We start from the raw sequence: 17,590 nt of genomic DNA on the forward strand, positions 1-17,590 counted from the left end.
GGTCGCCAGGAAGGTCGCCTAGAAGGTCGCCAGGAAGGTCGCCTAGAAGGTCGCCAGGAAGGTCGCCAGGAAGGTCGCGAAGAAATCACGCGAAACATTGTCCTACGTTTGAATAACCTGGGTTATGCTTCGGAAGCGATCGCCGAAATCTTAGGCTTACCTGTTGATGAAGTTCTGCCGATTTTAGAAGATTCTAATGATGGATAAATTGGCAAAATTGCCGTTAATTAACCAGGTTTTGATGTGCAAATAGGGAACTTTAGACTATCAAATAAATCTCTCTAAAACCTGTTGGTTAGGTAGAACCGGGTAAGACTTGGCAAGCGATCGCCTAAATCTTACCCTTAGCTGTGGCTGAAATTCAATAGACTTTTAAATTGAATCATACTGAGAATTACTAATATCCGTCGTGGTGGGTAAATTTTAGTCAAAATTGATAGAAGTGTAATTGTTGGTAGAGTGAATCAGTGTAGTGGTAGGTTCTGGCTGAGGGGAATAGGAGAACGAACGGTTTCTACCGCCTGACAGGTTCGGTTCTACGAATCTACTGGAGCATAATAGCAGATATGCTGAAAATAGGATAAGTTAACCCATATAACCTATATTCAGTATTTCATTTTCAAGAGTCAGGGTAATTATATGAATGGCGCTAATCAATCGGAAACGATGGAGAGAAAGCTATGAGTGATTTTAGTGTAGCAACTTTAAGCGAAATTTTAGCTAGTGAAGCCCTAATAGGCGATCGCAGCCGTTATTCACACCAGAAAGCCGAAGCCGACTGGTATGGGGCTATTCGTAGCTTAAATCAATTCCTAGAATTGAACCCCCCCAGATATCCGAGAATTTCATCAACCAATGACAATCAACTGATCAGCGATATTCCCCCCCCTTATTCCCATCGTGGTTATGTCATCTCTGGTCCGTCTCCCGTATTAATGAATCCCCGTCTAGCCAGTGATTTCACCACCCTAATTTTGACCTGTGAATCCCAATTCGGGTCTGTAGGATCAGTATGGGGAAAACAACGGGGATTTAGGTTATTACCCGCATCCCACAACGGGGATATTCCCGTTTGTGCAGAAAAAATTAATCAGTTACCCTTTCAGTCAGCTTTTCCCTTATCTGGAGACGATCCACTTATGGGGGAGAGATTTTGTTTAGTCTTGACCGCCGAATTTAGCCTAGTGATGGTGTTGGGGGTTAATCCTGCTAACGATCCGGCGTTTTTGTTTTCCTTTGATCCAGATCTAGTCAAGCGATCGCTGTTGCTGTTGCGCCAACGCATGGTTAAACAGTCCTCAACCGTCCCCAGTCACGATCACCATTATATTACTCAACTAGATGCGATCGCCTCACAATTTCCCCCAGTCGCACCCCATTATCAAACTGTCATGCAGTTTAGCCGTTTGCTGCTGCAAAACTCCGCCCTACCATGCGATCGCCCAACCCAGCCAAAAACTAACCCCTCCGAAACCGTAGTTGTTCCCCAATCATCTGAAAACCTATTAACAGTTGGGTCATCAGTCGGGACAGACTACACTATTAGACAATCCCAGGCAGAATTATTACAGGCGATCGCCCATGAAGTTCGCACCCCCTTAACCACAATTCTGACCTTAACTCGGCTACTGTTGAAGCGTCCGAATTTCGACCCAGACGTAGTCCGTAAGCGCTTAGAGTCCATTGATCGCGAATGTAGCATCCAAATCGATCGCTTTAACCTAATTTTTCGGGCGGTAGAATTGGAAATGTCCCCAAATCCCCCCCAATCGTGCGAAATTCCTACCACTGCTGGAGTTGAGTTAACCACCATGTGTTTAGCAGATGTGTTCCAAAACGGACTACCACGATGGCAAAAACAAGCCAGCGGGCGCAATCATACCCTAGAGGTGATTTTACCCAAACAATTACCCTCTGTAGTTAGTGATCCGACCTTATTAGACCAAATGCTAACCGGGGCGATCGAAAACTTTACCCGCAGTCTACCATCTGGTAGCCATATTAAAGTCGGTGTACGACTCGCCGGACAGTTGTTGAAATTGCAGCTAGAGTCCCATTCTCACAACGACACTCATTCCCCCTTTACAGTTGCGCCTAAGTCTCCCCTAAAATCTATCGGACCTGTATTGATGGTGCAGCCAGAAACCGGTAGTCTAAGTTTAAATATAAATGTCACTAAAAATCTGTTCCAAGCCCTTGGGGGGAAATTAGTTGTCCGACAGCGACCCCAGCAAGGGAAGGTCATGACTATTTTCTTACCTGTACAAGTCCGATGATTAAGTGTTTGAGTCTGACTGGATTAATTCTGATCGCCCTTGAAGGAATCACTACTGGGGCTATTCTTGCCCAAAATCGCGATAATTATGGCGCGATCGCTACTTCAACCACTAACCCCGCTCAATGGGGTTACTCCCACGACTACCCCACACTCGCCCAAGCCCAACGTTACGCCCTAGAATACTGCGGACAGGCTGATTGTCAGATACGGGTATGGTTTAAAAATGGTTGTGGTGCGATCGCCACTAATGGCTCTAATATTGGATCAGCTTGGTCTGTAAATAGGGCTGAAGCTGAGGCGCGTTCAATTGTCGCCTGTGGTCAAGGAGACTGTAAAATTCAGGTCTGGGCTTGTACAACCCATTTTGACCCTTAATTATTGTTCCACAGCTTTGGGAGTGAATCGAATTTCGATCCGGCGGCGACTGGGGTCAGAGGTGCGGTTAATAGCAGCATAATTTCCCGAAGCCTCATATAATTGCGCCGCCGAATACGCTTTAAACGTTAATCCTAATGACTGCAATTCTTCATTTTCCTGTAATCTTTGCACCACTGCTAAAGCCCGCATTAAGCCTAAGTCCGCATTAGAACCAGGAACTAAGCTAGTAACCGCTTGGTTATTGCGTGCAACTTCTTCTAATACTTGGTCTAGGTTGCTGTAACCGCCCCCTGTAATTTGTCCATCAGTATGACCGATTACTTCTACCACATATCCCTCGTAATCTTTCGCAAAATCCTTAATTTGTGCTACTAATTGATTATCGATAAACTCAGTTAATTCTAACGAAATAGCCGCACTACCAGAGTCAAATGTTCGTGATGATGAATCTCGCAATACAATCACTGGTGGAGATTTTAGGCGTTCCACTTCTCCCTGTAATTGCATAATGCGATCGCCTCTATTTCTCAGTTCAGTTTGTAGCCTAGCCACCTCTCCTTGCAGTCCCGTTACCTGAGTAGTTTGCTGTTGTAGTCTACTTTGTAATTCCGACATTTGTATTTGTAATTCTTCCGAACGGGAAGCCGTCGCATCAGAAACCGTTTGAATAAATATCGATTTGATAATTGCTAACAACAGAAATAGGCTCAAAATCATAAACGAATTAGCCATTAAATCCGTAAAAGACGGCCACAAGTTAAACTCTTCTGATGTTTGATGAGAACGGGAATAACGCATATTTTTCACCTCTTAAATCTTATTATTTACCGATTAAAAAAACTTGACATTATTGCCTTTCTATGGTATGCCTGAGTCGATAAAGTTCATTTTTAGTGTCCTGTAGATGACCCACACATTCCTGTAACCCAGAAATCACTGGTTGTAACTCCATTGCATTAATCGAATTCCCTTGATAATTAGCAGCCACTCCGCCGCTGATTGCTGTATTGACTCCCTGGGTGTAGGTTTGCATAGCCACCACCAACTTCGATAATTCCCCCTGAATTTCCTCCAAATTATCAGTTTTATTCACCATGCGCCGTTGTAGGCTATCCAGATTATTCACAGCCAATTGAAACCCTTGGGAAGCAGTTTGCACCTGTTCAATAATATGATTAAACGATTGTTGATTCTGATTCTGGGTTTCTAATAAATTTAATGCCGTTTGATTAGTTTGTTGGATTTGTTCACTAAATTTAATCAGCCGTTTGCTGTAGTTTTGGAGTTCAATAACCGCTAAATCTACCGATTGTACTGAAGTAGACAACCCGGAAGCTGATTGAGCAAAACCCCGTTGCGTATTGGCTAAGTTGATAGTAGCATTAGAAAGTTGTTGGGGGAACTCGCTTTGCTCAAAAGCACGGGCTACTTCCAAAAAGCGATCGCCCGCAATTTGAAAATCCTTAGCACTTTGCGTCACAGTCACCGAAGCATCAATTAATCTACTATAAACCTGTTCAGCCAGTTGATTAGCTTTCAGATTAGTTGCATAAATTTCATCAATTTTTTGTCGAAATGCTGTCTCTATCGAAGTTTGGATACCTTGACCAAAACGGATTAAAAACTGGTCAAATACCTGCACCATCTCTTGAACAATTTTATCCGTTTTCGTTTGACCTTTCAGAGTCGGTTGATAAATATTATCAAGATAGTCCTCTAAAGCACTCATCCAGCGATATTTAGCCAGATTAGTATTAAACATAAAGTTAATCACCACCAGAAAGGCGCTAAATAAAATCGCCGCCAAACTCGTAGTAAAAGCAATTCCCATCCCCTGTAAAGGTGTTTGAATATCCTGGAGTAAACTACTAATATCAGTCACATTGGTGGTGCTGACCGTTTGACTCAGGGAATATAAGTTAATCGTAATCCCAATAAAAGTTCCCAGTAAACCAAAGGACAGCAATAAATTCGGCAGAATGCGCCCCAATTGTTCAATTTGTTCGCAGGAAATCAACAAGACTCGCTGCTGGCTATAAACCTGATCAATAATCGCTGGAGTGTTGACTTGTTCTAATTGTTGGCTGGCTTCAGCTAATCGAGTTTCTAAATAATTGACTATTTTAGGTGGTTTCTTGAGAGGCTGTCCGTGAATGAGTCGAATTACTTGGTTTCCTTGGTCAATCAAATAATAGTGTAGCGCCATTCGTAGGAGGACCGCTATCACCGATGGTACAATGACCAGGACAACAATCAGAATAATCAGGTAACTAGGAATAGCCATAAAATAACCGTTAGATTGCGGGGTGTTAATTCTGCTACAGTTTAGTTTTCCCCAATTCCGGTTGGGGTATTCACCCAAATTGAGGTAAATTCAGCCAAATCTCAGTCAACTTTAACCACCACCATGATCATCATAGCTAATTTTCCCCGGCTTGCGGGGACTCAATGGGTTTTACCTCCCCACAATTTTGAGACCTTCCCGAAAATGTGCCGTAGCGGTTATCGCCGCCACCGAGAAATAAAATAATCTGATTCCCCAGAAGCAAATTCCCATTAACCAATTAACTATGGTCGGGGGAATACCGCTGACTTTGACAAATTTTGAGTTAACTTGTTTTTCCAGTCTATCTAAATCCTGCATTTGTGACTGTCTGGTGGGAATCATCGGAAATTGACCTGTATATAAATAAAAGCCAAACACTCCCTGATGTCCAATGCGACGTTCTAAAAATGAGTCAGCAATGGTCATGGCTTGACTGTTACTAATTTGGTCTTGCTTGGAGATGTCTTGAATCCATAGATCGTATTTAATATATTGGGGAATGGCTAAAATCACTGGGACTAAAATGATTAAAAATATGGTGCTGATTTGGCGACTGTCTCTGGTGGGAAGCAAACCCGTTGCTAATCCCAATCCCATCCCCAGTATGGCAAAAACCAGTAAATTTAATAACTCGATAATTTCTAGCCCTCTTAATAAGTCACCAAACACAAAAATCGGATAAACAAATCTATGGGCTAACTGGAGGGCGGTGACTTTAATTGAAATAGCGATCGCCACTAAAATCACCCCGCAGGTCACATAAGCCAAAGCACAGATCAGATATCTCGCACCTCGCTTGATGGGTGAAATCGGTGGTTTTGAACGTTGGGATAATCTAGTTTTTTCCTTGACCATTTTTGAATTGAATTTGAGTGAATTCAGTCATTTTGGCGATCGCATCTAAACTGGGGATAGCTTCACCTTCATCAGATAACCATAACAGATATTCAATATTACCAGCCGGACCCTGAATCGGCGATGCTGTTAACCCCCTATACTTCCATCCTATACTTTCAGCCTTCGACCCGACCCCCAAAATTGCCTCGGCTTGATCAAGCGGCGATCGCACCACCCCTTTTTTACCAACCCGACCCTTCCCCACCTCAAATTGAGGTTTAACCAACAATACCACCTCTCGTGGAGGTTGTAGTAGTTCCCACAGGGCGGGTAGAATCTTGGTTAGGGAGATGAAAGATACATCCACCACCCCCAAATCAGCAAAACTGTTTTTAGTATAATCCTCTTGGTGATATAATTGCTCCCGAGTCAGATAGCGGAAGTTGGTGCGTTCCCGTAAAATCACCCGGCTGTCATTGCGAAGTCGCCAATCTACCTGTCCGTAACCTACGTCAATACCATAAACCTGTTTAGCCCCACGTTGTAGCAGACAGTCCGTAAATCCACCCGTCGAAATACCGCCATCAATACAGATTCTATCAGTAACATTAATCGCGAATTTATCCAGAGCTTCGGCTAGTTTTTCCCCCCCACGAGATACATAAGGCGATCGCACTTTCACATCTATAGTCGCCGAAATATCTACTTCCGTACCTGGTTTATCAACTACTTGGCGATTTACCATTACCTCCCCCGCCCTAATCAAACGTTGGGCTTGTTGTCGTGACTCTGACAAATGGCGATCGACTAGCAATGTATCAAGACGTTGTTTCATATAATCAATACTTTTTAGATTAACTCTTGTTGGCAATAATAAATTATTTTATCTTAATCGTTTTCTCTTAGGTATCACATAGTCAGGGATTCCCCAATAAGTAGATGCCTGAGAGATATTATATGATAACAAATTTCTCTGCACTTGTGCCAAAGTTGTTGATTTTAAATCATTAACATCTATCCCCAGGGCATCAATTACCGACCCGCCAAGCTGTTTAGCCAGAATCGGAATCACCGCATTTCCAATTTCCCGAAATCCATGCCATATAGTGCGATGAAATTGAAACCAATCCGGGAAAGTGTGAAGTCTAGCCGCCTCCCTAATAGTGATACATCGAGGGATAGAGTAGTGAATAGGTCGGGGTGCTGTATAGGCTCCTTTATCGCTATTAGTACCCGCTCTCAGAGTATTACATAACCCCGTAGGTGAGAGTTTAAAAAATCGGCTTTTCGGTTCAATCGTACCCGGTGGAGTCTTAGCAAATCTAGCGATCGACAGGGGAGTGTGAACCGACCCAACATGACCATAAACAGTAGGTTCAATACTACGTTTATGGCAGAGCGAAAAACTATCACTGGGCACCAATGAATATTTTTTGCGATCGCCTTCATATTCTAGGAAAGCCGGAGAAATTCCTGGATCATAATTAGTAAAATGATCTATTTTTTCTAGGTCAGATATTGCCTGATAGACCGTGACAATTTCCGAGTTATTTGTGGCAGGATATTCAGCCATCTTCACATCGAATCGACTGCCGATTAATATTAGTCTTTTTCGTTTTTGAGGAGCCCCGTATTCACTAGCATCAAGAATTTTAATCGGCTTTTTAACCTGATAGCCAATCCCTTCAAATTCAGTAATTATTTCATCTAAAAAACGTTTATGTTTGCCAGTAGCGATACCCGGTACATTTTCAAAAATAAAGTATTTAGGCTGAATTTCCGCAATCATTCTGAGATATTCAAAAACCAGCGAATTTCTCGGGTCATCAAGTTGACGTTTACCTATATGGGAAAATCCCTGACAGGGAGGCCCCCCTGCAATTAAGTCAACTTCCGTATGTCCATATTTTAATTGTAATTGATCCAGAATTTCCGCGCTTTTAACTTGTGATATATCTCCGCATATCGTATGACAGTAGGGAAAGTTAAAATGATGTACCAAACAATGAACAGCATCAAACTCTACCGCCACAGCCACATCAAACCCCGCCGCCTCCAAGCCTAGAGACATTCCACCACAGCCCGCAAATAAATCAATAGCAATTGGTCTTTTTGTCACCGTTTAATTTTCCCCGAAAAAACAAGAGGCGAACATATACTATTAATGTCGCCCCTTTTTATCTTAAATTTTCCCAATCTGGAAAATGATGTTAAACGTCAGTTTCGCTTAATTCACTAATCAAATGGTCAAAGGGCTGTTCCAAATATGCGCCCACTTCAATACCCGCAGCTTGAACCTTCTCAGTCGCCAAGTCTTTCAGGATACCGATACCAACAACAGTTGGACCAATGGGAACCCCAAGAGAATTATAAGTTTCGCGCAAGCCTTGCAGCACACGCTCATCCAGAACATCTGTATCCCCTGCTACCAAAGCATAAGTTGCATAGCGCAGATAATAATCCATGTCCCGCAGACAGGCTGCATACCGACGGGTTGTATAGGCATTTCCACCCGGGCGAATTAGCTCAGGTAGGTCGCCGAACAATTGAGAAGCAGCCTGCTTAACCAACTCTGCCGCATTAGCAGTGATAGTTGCTGCCGCTTGAACCCGTGCCGTGCCGGTGACAAAGTAGGATTTTAAGCTATCAATGGCATCTCGGTCTAAGTACCGCCCGGTAATGTCGTAATTTTTAATCAGGCTCGTTACTGCGTCCCGCATCAAGTCGATCTCCCTATGATATCTTTATCTTTCAATTATTTTGATCCAGGTTGCGTCATAGTGTAGCACTCAATACAAAACTTAATCAATTGAAGTCACTATGATCAGCCAGATGTGCTTGGTCAGAAAATCTGGTAAGCTCCTCAAATAGTGGAAATTCTAAGGAGAGATATATGCCCACGACAGCCCAAGAAGTCTTGAGTATGATTCAAGACCAAGATATTAAAGTTATCGACCTGAAATTTATCGATATGCCAGGAACCTGGCAGCATTTGACCGTATACTACGATCAGATTGATGAAACTTCCTTCACCGATGGGGTGGCTTTTGACGGTTCCAGTATTCGGGGTTGGAAAGCCATCAACGAATCCGATATGATGATGGTGCTAGACCCGACAACAGCCTGGTTTGACCCCTTCATGGCGGAACCGACCCTGAGCGTGATTTGTAGCATCAAAGAGCCTCGGACGGGGGAATGGTATAGTCGCTGTCCCAGGGTGATTGCTCAAAAAGCGGTTAACTATTTGAAGGAAACAGGTATTGCCGATACAGCCTTTTTAGGTCCAGAAGCTGAGTTTTTTGTGTTTGATGATGTCCGCTTTGACCAAAATCAACACTCTGGTTACTACTTTTTAGACTCCATTGAGGGCCGTTGGAATTCTGGTCGGGAAGAACCAGGAGGTAACTTAGGCTATAAACCCCGTTATAAAGAGGGTTACTTCCCTGTGTCCCCCACAGATACTATGCAAGACTTGCGGACTGAGATGCTGCTAACCATGGCTCAGTGTGGGGTTCCCATTGAAAAGCATCACCACGAAGTAGCCACAGGCGGACAAAATGAACTGGGTATTAAGTTCGGAACCCTGGTAGAAGCTGCTGATAACTTGATGGTTTACAAATATGTCATCAAGAACGTTGCTAAAAAGTACGGCAAAACCGTCACCTTCATGCCTAAACCAGTTTTTAACGATAATGGTTCTGGTATGCACACTCACCAGTCACTCTGGAAAGATGGTCAGCCTTTGTTTGCAGGAGATGGCTATGCTGGATTGAGCCAAATGGCTTTGCACTATATCGGTGGTATTCTCAAACACGCTCCGGCTTTGTTGGCTCTGACTAACCCAACCACTAACTCCTATAAGCGTCTGGTTCCTGGTTTTGAAGCTCCGGTTAACTTGGCTTATTCCCAAGGAAACCGCTCGGCTTCGGTTCGGATTCCTCTGGCTGGAGATAGCCCTAAAGCCAAGCGTTTTGAGTTCCGCTGTCCTGATGCTACTGCTAACCCCTACCTCGCCTTTGCAGCTATGCTCTGTGCGGGTATTGATGGCATTAAGAACGAAATTGACCCCGGCGAACCTCTGGATGTGGATATCTATGATCTCACTCCTGAAGAACTCCGCAAGATTCCTTCAACTCCTGGTTCTTTGGAATTGGCTCTCGAAGCTCTGGAAAATGATCATGCCTTCCTCACCGATTGTGGGGTGTTTACGGAAGACTTTATCACTAACTGGATTTCCTACAAACTCGATAATGAGGTTAACCCCATGCGGTTACGTCCTCACCCGTTTGAGTTTTCTCTCTACTACGATTGCTAATCTTCAGAACTTCTATTCTGAGACTTAGCCAGTCACCCCCCTCTGGGGGTGATTTTTTGTTTAACCCCCCCGATTCGATAAAATTGTTAAAATCAATTACAATTCTTAACATTTCGAGATTTTTCACTGGTCATGTCAGATCCCTTAACTCAATTAACTTATCAGGCGTTTCAGTACAGCAAGAGCGTTTTAAGTTTGGCTCATAAAACTTTGAGCAATCAAGTGCTGGAGATGGTAGCACCACCGACCCCAGAGCGTAAACCTCAACCTCTGAAACCAGAGGTGATTAACCAAATTCGGGCATCGTTGGAGCAAATATATCAAACCGATTGGCAGGAAGCGCAAACAGGGTTGTATCCTACCTCGATTTTGTTTGATACCCCCATAGAAGATATATTGCGCTACTATCCCCTGTTATGGTGGGATATGCTGCAAATGCAAGAACGCGCTAATCAGAAGCGATATCAAGAATTTTCGCCGGAAATTGATACGGTGGGCTATCCTCGTTACTACCTCCAGAATTTCCATCATCAGACTGATGGCTATTTGAGTGATTGGTCGGCGAATTTGTATGATCTGGGAGTTGATATCCTGTTTAATGGTGGCGCAGATGCGATGAGGCGGCGGGTATTAGGGCCTCTAAAAGCTGGTTTACAGGCTTTTGAGGGTGTTTCGGCTAGGGGATTACGGGTGCTAGATGTGGCTTGTGGTACGGGGCGCACTTTAAAGTTTATCCGAGCTACTTTTCCCAAGGCTAGTTTATACGGGGTAGATTTGTCGGCGGCTTATTTACGCAAGGCTAATCAATTGTTATCGCCAATTCCCGGAGAACTACCTCAATTAATCCAAGCCAATGGGGAGGCTTTACCCTATCAGGATAACTATTTTCATGGTATTACTTCTGTGTTTTTGTTTCACGAACTGCCCCCAGTAGCGCGTCAGAAGGTGATTGAGGAGGCTTATCGGGTACTGCAACCGGGAGGGGTATTTGTTATTTGTGATTCGATTCAGGCTATTGATTCTCCTGAGTTTAAGGAGATGATGGAGAATTTTTCGGTGATGTTCCATGAGCCTTATTATCGCCATTATATTACGGATGACTTGAGCGATCGCCTCTCTCAGGTAGGATTTGAAGGAATCAGCACCGAACAGCACTTTGTGAGTAAATACTGGATCGCTCACAAGAAGCACACTCTAGCAGGTGATACTGTTAAATAGAGTAAATAGAGGCTCAAGAACACTTAATAAACAGATTTGCTATGACATCGACAAATCAGACTAACCTGGACACTATGCCTGAACATATGACTGACGACATCAGTATTGACGATCGCTCTAGTATTGGCTACACTGAAGAAATTGAAACCGTGATTGCGGGTTTAGCCCAAGACCAGAAAGTGATGGTTGGTCAGAGTGACGCAGGCCATCTCTGGAAATTTCAGTATGGTAGTGTCACAGTGTTTGTACAACTGACGGGAGAAACGGAAGATGATACGCTAACAGTGTGGTCTCCTATTCTGCAATTCCCAGTCAAAAATGAGGAGCAGCTGATGAAGAGGCTGCTGGAAATGAATTGGCTTTCGACGTTTGAATCCCATTTTGCCATCACTAATAATCAAGTTGTGGTTCTGACTACCCGCACTTTAGCTGGCATTACGCCAGGGGAAATATCACGAGTCATTACCATTGTTGCCACGATCGCCGATGATAATGACGATATCCTCATAGAGGAATTTGGCATTCCTGTGACTTGACATGAGAGAGGCCATCAAATAGACTGGGATGCCCAAATCACGATTTGGGTTTCTGCAACATCCCCCTAAGCGAAGTCGAAGGGGGTTTTTTTTGCACATACTACCCAATCAATTCTAGGGTAACTCTGAGATGGGCACAGCATCAATCTGTCAAAGGGGGTCTAGTTATGTCTACTGATAATTCTGTCTGGCGTTTAATTCCTCTGACTGAGGCTTCGGGGCGGCTACAAATGGCGATAGATAGCTGGTTACTATCACAACATGAACAGGGGTGTCATCCCTCGACATTGCGGTTTTATACTTGGCAACCTGTAGCTATTTCTCTGGGTTATCATCAACGGCGCTGGCCGGAATTTTGGCAGAATTTGCAATGGCACAATCAGCCTATTGAATTGGTGCGCCGCCCTAGTGGAGGACGGGGAGTGCTGCATCAAGGGGATCTGACTTATGCGGTGGTGACTTCGGGTTTGTCTGGGTCACGATCGCAAATTTACCGACACATTAGCGAGTTTTTAATCACTGGATGGCGATCGCTAGGATTTAATCTCGATTATGGTTCTGCGGGACGGGGCTATATTCATCATCCTAACTGTTTTGGGACGGCAACCGGAGCGGATTTAGTCCTAGAGACGGGTTATAAACTCATTGGTAGCGCTCAACTGTGTCGAGGTCGGGCGGTGCTTCAACATGGCTCTATGCGTTTAACTCCTGACCCAGATCTACAATCCCATGTCTTTGGGACTCATCCGGCATCCCCACCATTGTTATCTATGGGATTACAGGATGTCATAGAGGCTTTAATTATGGCGGCTACCGATCGCTTTGGCATCCAATTAGACACCCAACCCTTAACTGAGGCTGAATGGGAGCAGATCGCCAAATTTGTGCCTCAATTCTCGGTGTAGGAGGCGGCGGTTTTAGCGATCGCATCTAGGGGAAGTCCAGGGGGATAACTACCATCTTCTTTGATCCGTTTAATATTAGCTTCGGGAATAGGAACTTTTAGATATTTAGCCACAGCCCTAACGACATCCCCACGATCTATTATGCCTGATACAGCTCCGGCCGGGGATAAAACTGTGATTCGAGGAAGTCCTTGGGATTCCATTTTATTAATTACTTCCACCAGTAGGGCTTTTTCTGGGACTGCAATTAACTGATCTAGGGGTGTGACAATATCATTCAAGGTCTGTGTTTCCCATTGACTACGTTCGATCATTCGCAACTTGTCCACAGATACGAATCCCCGATAGCGACCCGACGAGGCGGCAAAAAATACTGGAATGGACGAGGCACAAATCAAATAATCATCGGCAAATTGTCGCAGGGTCATCTCAGCATCAATGACTCGAAATTCACGGCTCATCACATCACTAGCTTGAATTTTGAGCAAGGTTTCCTGCAAATCGCTCATTCGCGAGTATGAACTAGCGTTACGGATAACGAACAAACCAATTAAGGCAATCCACAGACCGCTATAGTTACTGGCGGCGAATAGGGCAAATAGACCTAGGAAAATTGCCCCCCAACCTAGAAATTGTCCGCTTCTGGCTGCCCAACGTACTCCAGCAAACCGACTTCCGGTAATCTGCCAAACTGTGGCTTTGAGTACCTGTCCACCGTCTAGGGGTAAACCGGGTATTAAATTAAATATGGCTAGGACGAGGTTAATTTCCCCGATGCGTTGGGCTATTTCTCGCACTAGGTTGGGTTCTGGTAAACTTTGGGCTAATGCGGTGAGTACAAAAAATAGGGCTAAACTGACTAAGGGACCGGCGATCGCTACTTGGAAAGCCTGACCGGGTGTTTTTGATTCTTTCTCAATGGAAGCAATGCCTCCAAATAAAAATAGGGTGATGGAATTGACCTGAATGCCTTGAGATTTGGCAATCAAGCTGTGTCCTAACTCGTGGAGAAGAACAGAACCAAACAGCAGCAGCGCCACTGCTAAACCTGCGCCCCAGGATAATAGTTCTCCCCATTGCACATATTCCTGACTATTGAGTAATGTCACCAATACGACGATGACAAACCATGAGGAGTCGATATACAGTGGAATACCAAATATCGATCCTATCCGCCAACCTGCCTGCATGAACGCCTCCCTTGAATCCCTTGCTGTAACTACACACAAGGCATACGTTATCTTTACCGGGGGGTTAATCACTTTCCCCCTGTTCTATTGTAACAACTACAGTTAACAGTTAACACTGGCCATAGTTACCAGTTATGGCCTCACCCCTGCTGCACAAGCCATGGGGAGTCAATAGGGTTAATTGAGCAATTAAGGCTACAGGAAGATGCGGTGAATGTTTAGGCGATCGCTTTCCTTGAGTTAAGTAAGGTTGGGAAAGGGTTAATTTTAATAATATTTACCGACACTTAACGGCTAATTAACCCTAGCTATCACATCAGGAAATTAGGGAGCATTTTGCTCCCATTACTGTTTATTTGAGGGTGACTATGGCTGCTACAGCACTCCGGCATTAGCCAAGCCGAGGATGACACCTGCACCGATGAGATGACCTAAGCTGGCGGTGGCGAGGAGTTCGGGAAAACCAAACCCAGTAAAAATGCGGGGCAAGGAAACGGGAAGGGCAGGACCTTGGCCACGATTTTCTTTAGAGATGCCATAATAACCAATAACAATGGCAAATACATTGCACAAAATCATGATAATTGCCACGCTAAAAGACCACTCAACAGTCTGACCCGCTGTACTTTGCACGCCCAAAAACAGGTTTAAATTGCTCATTTTTTGCTCCCAAATCTGAGATTTTTAGTAAACAGCATTTTAATATGTAATTGGTAAAATCGGCAAGCCCCAATTCCCAAAAGTCTCTGAGTAAGGCTAATTATGGGAACTGGTCTTGATAGTAATCCCATCAAAAAACGGAGGGCATTATATCTCAATATTGCCCAAGCACAAGGTTTTGTTTTAAAAATTAACAAACCTGGCGATGAGACCAGGTAGTTAATTGGTAATTAAGGTGAATTTATGATGCCATTAGGTATGTTGAATTAGAGTTAATTAGCACCAGGGAATTACTTACCATGAAAAACTATAAATTGTTTGCAACTCCAGGCGATCGCATAAGGAACCGGGAAGGGTTGATAAGGGGAAAGCCTGACGTTTTAATTGACCCTTGAGACTGGTTAAAGGGTCATGACCGGAAGCAATGAGAAACTCCAACCGTTGCAAATCTGATAAAGCCACAATATGATCAAGTATCTGTTGGATAGCATTGACATAGGGATGGTCAGGATATTGATACCAGTCGGGTGATGCTAATAATGGTTGATCTAGACCGAGATGAAAAACTAGGTCTGCTTGACCAAATAAAGCCACGGCGACGGGACGAGTTTCTTCCTGAAGTAGCAGGTCATAAGTATGGGCGATACTCTGTAATTTTTCGATGCGATCGCCATAGGAATAAAGTTCCGCCGCCGACTTGAGGACGGACATAGTAGAAGGGATAAAAGTTTCCCCCATTTCCTCTGCGGCTTCCCAGGTGGCTTGGGGTGAATGATGCCATTTAACCGCCACTGTGACCAAATAGGTTTGCAGTAAAAGATGACCTAATTTTTGTGCCTTGGTTGCCAGATAAACGGAATTATAATCGGTCGCCTCAATCAATAATGGGACGCGATCGACAATCTCAATACCATAACCCTTGAGTCCCGCAATTTTACGAGGATTATTAGTGACTAGGCGGATCTGTCGGACACCAATATCATTAAGAATTTGCGCCCCCATGCCATAATTGCGTAGGTCAGGAGGAAAGCCGAGGCGTTCGTTAGCCTCGACGGTATCAAGCCCCATATCTTGCAGAGAATAGGCTTTAAGTTTATTGATTAAACCAATACCGCGCCCTTCTTGTTTGAGATAAACTACCACCCCAGCCCCAGCATGATTAATCATTTTTAAGGCCGTTTGTAGTTGCATCCTACAGTCGCAGCGTAGGGAACCGAAAGCATCCCCCGTTAAACATTCAGAGTGAACCCTAACCATGACGGGAATATCACCAAATGTAGCCGGATCTCCTTTCACTAGGGCGACGTGCTCGCTATTATCCTGGGTGTTACGGTAGGCATAAATGAGAAAATCCCCGAATTGGGTGGGAAGTTTGGCGACGGCTTCGCGAATAATAAAGCGATCGTGCTGTAGCCGATAGCTAATTAGGTCAGCAATGCTGATCAACTTGAGATTATGGGTTTTAGCATATTCGATCAATTGTGGCAGTCGCGCCATTGACCCGTCGGGGTTTTGAATTTCGCAAATCACCCCACCCGGATATAAACCCGCCAGTCGCGCTAGGTCTACGGCTGCTTCTGTATGACCAGCCCTTTCTAGCACTCCCCCTTCTTTAGCCCGCAGGGGGAAAATATGACCCGGACGACGCAGATCCTCTGGTTTAGTCTGCGGTTGGATCGCCACTTGAATAGTCCGGGCGCGATCTTCGGCGGAAATTCCGGTGCTGACTCCCATTTGGGGGGAAGCGTCGATGCTGACCGTGAAGGCGGTTTGGTTGCTATCGGTGTTTTTTGTCACCATCAGCGGAAGATCTAGTTGGTCGAGGCGATCGCCTGTTAGGGCTAAACATATTAATCCTCTGGCTTCCACCGCCATAAAATTAATCAGGTTGGGCGTAGCAAAATTAGCCGCACAGATGAGATCACCTTCATTTTCCCGGTGTTCATCGTCCACAACCACGATACAGCGTCCGGCTTTCAAGTCGGCTAAAGCATCTTCAACGGGATCGAATTTAAAAGGGGGGGTGGAAGTTGGTTCGGTCACGGAATCCTAAAATTAGCTATAAGTCTTGGAACAAGCTGATTAACCATTCTAACTGTTTTTCTATCCTACACTCTAACTTTCAACAGTAAAAAGCCCCGCTTGACCAACAAATCAGCGGGGCCTTTATAAGCCAACCTTTAAAGTAGGATTATCGCATATCCCACAGAGCCTTAAACAAAGTCTCAGCCAGCTTTCTGGATGTGGCATTCCTGGCAGCCTTGAGCGCCGCCCCAGATACTTTGTTCCCTTTGTGGTACGCTCTAGTAATCCGTGCGAGACGTTTAGGCATCAAATAGAGCTGCAATGAATGCTTGAAATAACAGCAAGCGTGAGGGTTCCAGCCCCTTGGTTGGATATAAGGGAGTCTCCCCTGAGCGACCTCATAACTGTTTATATGTCCCGACTTTTTGTATCATTTTGATACCAAAACCAGGCAAGGAACCCAGGGTCAACATACGTTGTTACAATTCTTAACAGTTTTGTAACAAACGTTGAGGGTAACGGCGATAGCCACCCCCGGTTTGAGAACTCATAACTCTAGGACTAAAGCGGGGAACGGAAGGCGTGAGATCAAACCTACTATCAAGACGCGACCACTGCCAACCATCCATGATTAAGGAAATCTGAATGTCTGACTTGAACCATCGCAATGAGCAGGTAGCGAAATAGGTTGAAACGCTACGCCCAAAAGGGCAAGGGGAAAAGTAGGGGTTTGGATGAGGCACCTACATAGACCTTTAAAAGTACCGCGGTGGATAGGAAAAATCTAAAGATGGAATGCCCATATAAACAGAACGTTTTAACCCCTCTAAGGCTCTGGGTATCTGGTCGAGGTATTCATGGTAGTACTAAAGAGGTAATGATGCGTTGTAGTGATGGATAAAATACCAAATGCCACCAATGC

The 17,590-nt window shown here is 44.5% G+C and carries 15 protein-coding genes and 1 pseudogene; 7 read left to right on the plus strand and 9 right to left on the minus strand.

What is annotated here, in order from left to right:
* Positions 1 to 30: 30 nt before the first annotated feature.
* From P5674_RS13225 to P5674_RS13235, 3 genes and pseudogenes are all read left to right on the plus strand, one after another.
* Positions 31 to 207, plus strand: a pseudogene (locus tag P5674_RS13225) (Rpn family recombination-promoting nuclease/putative transposase); the annotation flags it as partial.
* A 473-nt stretch (positions 208 to 680) separates the two neighbouring features.
* Positions 681 to 2,276 (plus strand): histidine kinase dimerization/phospho-acceptor domain-containing protein, encoded by a 1,596-nt coding sequence (locus tag P5674_RS13230; RefSeq protein ID WP_006618322.1) that lies wholly within the window; start codon positions 681 to 683, stop codon positions 2,274 to 2,276.
* Entirely contained in the window at positions 2,273 to 2,653 is a 381-nt protein-coding gene (locus P5674_RS13235) for a DUF4189 domain-containing protein (protein ID WP_006618323.1), read from the plus strand. The genes P5674_RS13230 and P5674_RS13235 overlap by 4 nt, the downstream gene beginning before the upstream one ends.
* On the opposite strand, the gene P5674_RS13240 is transcribed toward P5674_RS13235, so the two are convergent.
* The 6 genes from P5674_RS13240 to apcB form a co-directional block, all read right to left on the minus strand.
* Positions 2,654 to 3,454 (minus strand): OmpA family protein, encoded by an 801-nt coding sequence (locus P5674_RS13240; RefSeq protein WP_006618324.1) that lies wholly within the window; start codon positions 3,452 to 3,454, stop codon positions 2,654 to 2,656.
* Positions 3,455 to 3,503: 49 nt separating this feature from the next.
* A complete protein-coding gene (locus P5674_RS13245; RefSeq protein WP_315670035.1) occupies positions 3,504 to 4,940 on the minus strand; it encodes a hypothetical protein in 1,437 nt (478 codons plus the stop codon).
* Between the two features lie 171 nt (positions 4,941 to 5,111).
* On the minus strand, positions 5,112 to 5,837 hold the full coding sequence (locus P5674_RS13250) for a hypothetical protein (protein ID WP_006618326.1): 726 nt from the start codon (positions 5,835 to 5,837) through the stop codon (positions 5,112 to 5,114).
* On the minus strand, positions 5,818 to 6,654 hold the full coding sequence (locus P5674_RS13255; protein WP_006618327.1) for a TlyA family RNA methyltransferase: 837 nt from the start codon (positions 6,652 to 6,654) through the stop codon (positions 5,818 to 5,820). The genes P5674_RS13250 and P5674_RS13255 overlap by 20 nt, the downstream gene beginning before the upstream one ends.
* Before the next feature lie 48 nt (positions 6,655 to 6,702).
* Positions 6,703 to 7,938 carry a DNA cytosine methyltransferase gene (locus P5674_RS13260; protein ID WP_006618328.1) on the minus strand — a complete coding sequence of 412 codons (1,236 nt, stop codon included), beginning with the start codon at positions 7,936 to 7,938 and terminating at the stop codon, positions 6,703 to 6,705.
* A 91-nt stretch (positions 7,939 to 8,029) separates the two neighbouring features.
* Complete coding sequence (gene apcB, locus P5674_RS13265; protein WP_006618329.1) at positions 8,030 to 8,539, minus strand: allophycocyanin subunit beta; 510 nt, start codon at positions 8,537 to 8,539, stop codon at positions 8,030 to 8,032.
* Positions 8,540 to 8,712: 173 nt separating this feature from the next.
* On the opposite strand from apcB, the gene glnA reads away from it, so the two are divergent.
* The 4 genes from glnA (at position 8,713) to P5674_RS13285 (ending at position 12,793) form a co-directional block, all read left to right on the plus strand.
* Positions 8,713 to 10,134, plus strand: a complete 1,422-nt coding sequence (gene glnA, locus P5674_RS13270) for a type I glutamate--ammonia ligase (protein ID WP_006618330.1) — start codon at positions 8,713 to 8,715, stop codon at positions 10,132 to 10,134.
* Between the two features lie 132 nt (positions 10,135 to 10,266).
* Positions 10,267 to 11,352, plus strand: a complete 1,086-nt coding sequence (locus tag P5674_RS13275) for a class I SAM-dependent methyltransferase (protein WP_006618331.1) — start codon at positions 10,267 to 10,269, stop codon at positions 11,350 to 11,352.
* A gap of 41 nt (positions 11,353 to 11,393) precedes the next feature.
* Positions 11,394 to 11,888: a YbjN domain-containing protein gene (locus tag P5674_RS13280; RefSeq protein WP_006618332.1), complete on the plus strand. Its 495-nt coding sequence runs from the start codon at positions 11,394 to 11,396 to the stop codon at positions 11,886 to 11,888.
* Positions 11,889 to 12,055: 167 nt separating this feature from the next.
* Positions 12,056 to 12,793 carry a lipoate--protein ligase family protein gene (locus P5674_RS13285; protein ID WP_006618333.1) on the plus strand — a complete coding sequence of 246 codons (738 nt, stop codon included), beginning with the start codon at positions 12,056 to 12,058 and terminating at the stop codon, positions 12,791 to 12,793.
* On the opposite strand, the gene P5674_RS13290 is transcribed toward P5674_RS13285, so the two are convergent.
* The 3 genes from P5674_RS13290 to ribBA all read right to left on the minus strand — a co-directional run bounded on the left by P5674_RS13290 (position 12,778) and on the right by ribBA (position 16,686).
* A complete protein-coding gene (locus tag P5674_RS13290) occupies positions 12,778 to 13,983 on the minus strand; it encodes a site-2 protease family protein (protein ID WP_006618334.1) in 1,206 nt (401 codons plus the stop codon). The genes P5674_RS13285 and P5674_RS13290 overlap by 16 nt on opposite strands.
* Before the next feature lie 375 nt (positions 13,984 to 14,358).
* The gene (gene psaK / locus P5674_RS13295) at positions 14,359 to 14,643 is read right to left on the minus strand and encodes a photosystem I reaction center subunit PsaK (RefSeq protein WP_006618335.1); all 285 of its coding nucleotides are present in this window, start codon (positions 14,641 to 14,643) and stop codon (positions 14,359 to 14,361) included.
* Positions 14,644 to 14,937: 294 nt separating this feature from the next.
* Complete coding sequence (ribBA, locus tag P5674_RS13300) at positions 14,938 to 16,686, minus strand: bifunctional 3,4-dihydroxy-2-butanone-4-phosphate synthase/GTP cyclohydrolase II (RefSeq protein WP_006618336.1); 1,749 nt, start codon at positions 16,684 to 16,686, stop codon at positions 14,938 to 14,940.
* Between the last annotated feature and the right edge of the window lie 904 nt (positions 16,687 to 17,590).

This window comes from Limnospira sp. PMC 289.06, assembly GCF_032350395.1.
GTDB lineage: Bacteria > Cyanobacteriota > Cyanobacteriia > Cyanobacteriales > Microcoleaceae > Limnospira > Limnospira platensis.

Excerpts from the sequence above, each read along its gene's own strand:
- P5674_RS13240 (WP_006618324.1), bottom strand. The coding sequence starts at position 3,454 with ATGCGTTATTCCCGTTCTCATCAAACATCAGAAGAGTTTAACTTGTGG.
- P5674_RS13280 (WP_006618332.1), top strand. The coding sequence starts at position 11,394 with ATGACATCGACAAATCAGACTAACCTGGACACTATGCCTGAACATATG.
- P5674_RS13245 (WP_315670035.1), bottom strand. The coding sequence starts at position 4,940 with ATGGCTATTCCTAGTTACCTGATTATTCTGATTGTTGTCCTGGTCATT.
- P5674_RS13290 (WP_006618334.1), bottom strand. The coding sequence starts at position 13,983 with ATGCAGGCAGGTTGGCGGATAGGATCGATATTTGGTATTCCACTGTAT.
- psaK (WP_006618335.1), bottom strand. The coding sequence starts at position 14,643 with ATGAGCAATTTAAACCTGTTTTTGGGCGTGCAAAGTACAGCGGGTCAG.
- P5674_RS13255 (WP_006618327.1), bottom strand. The coding sequence starts at position 6,654 with ATGAAACAACGTCTTGATACATTGCTAGTCGATCGCCATTTGTCAGAG.
- P5674_RS13275 (WP_006618331.1), top strand. The coding sequence starts at position 10,267 with ATGTCAGATCCCTTAACTCAATTAACTTATCAGGCGTTTCAGTACAGC.
- P5674_RS13230 (WP_006618322.1), top strand. The coding sequence starts at position 681 with ATGAGTGATTTTAGTGTAGCAACTTTAAGCGAAATTTTAGCTAGTGAA.
- apcB (WP_006618329.1), bottom strand. The coding sequence starts at position 8,539 with ATGCGGGACGCAGTAACGAGCCTGATTAAAAATTACGACATTACCGGG.
- P5674_RS13235 (WP_006618323.1), top strand. The coding sequence starts at position 2,273 with ATGATTAAGTGTTTGAGTCTGACTGGATTAATTCTGATCGCCCTTGAA.
- glnA (WP_006618330.1), top strand. The coding sequence starts at position 8,713 with ATGCCCACGACAGCCCAAGAAGTCTTGAGTATGATTCAAGACCAAGAT.
- P5674_RS13285 (WP_006618333.1), top strand. The coding sequence starts at position 12,056 with ATGTCTACTGATAATTCTGTCTGGCGTTTAATTCCTCTGACTGAGGCT.
- P5674_RS13250 (WP_006618326.1), bottom strand. The coding sequence starts at position 5,837 with ATGGTCAAGGAAAAAACTAGATTATCCCAACGTTCAAAACCACCGATT.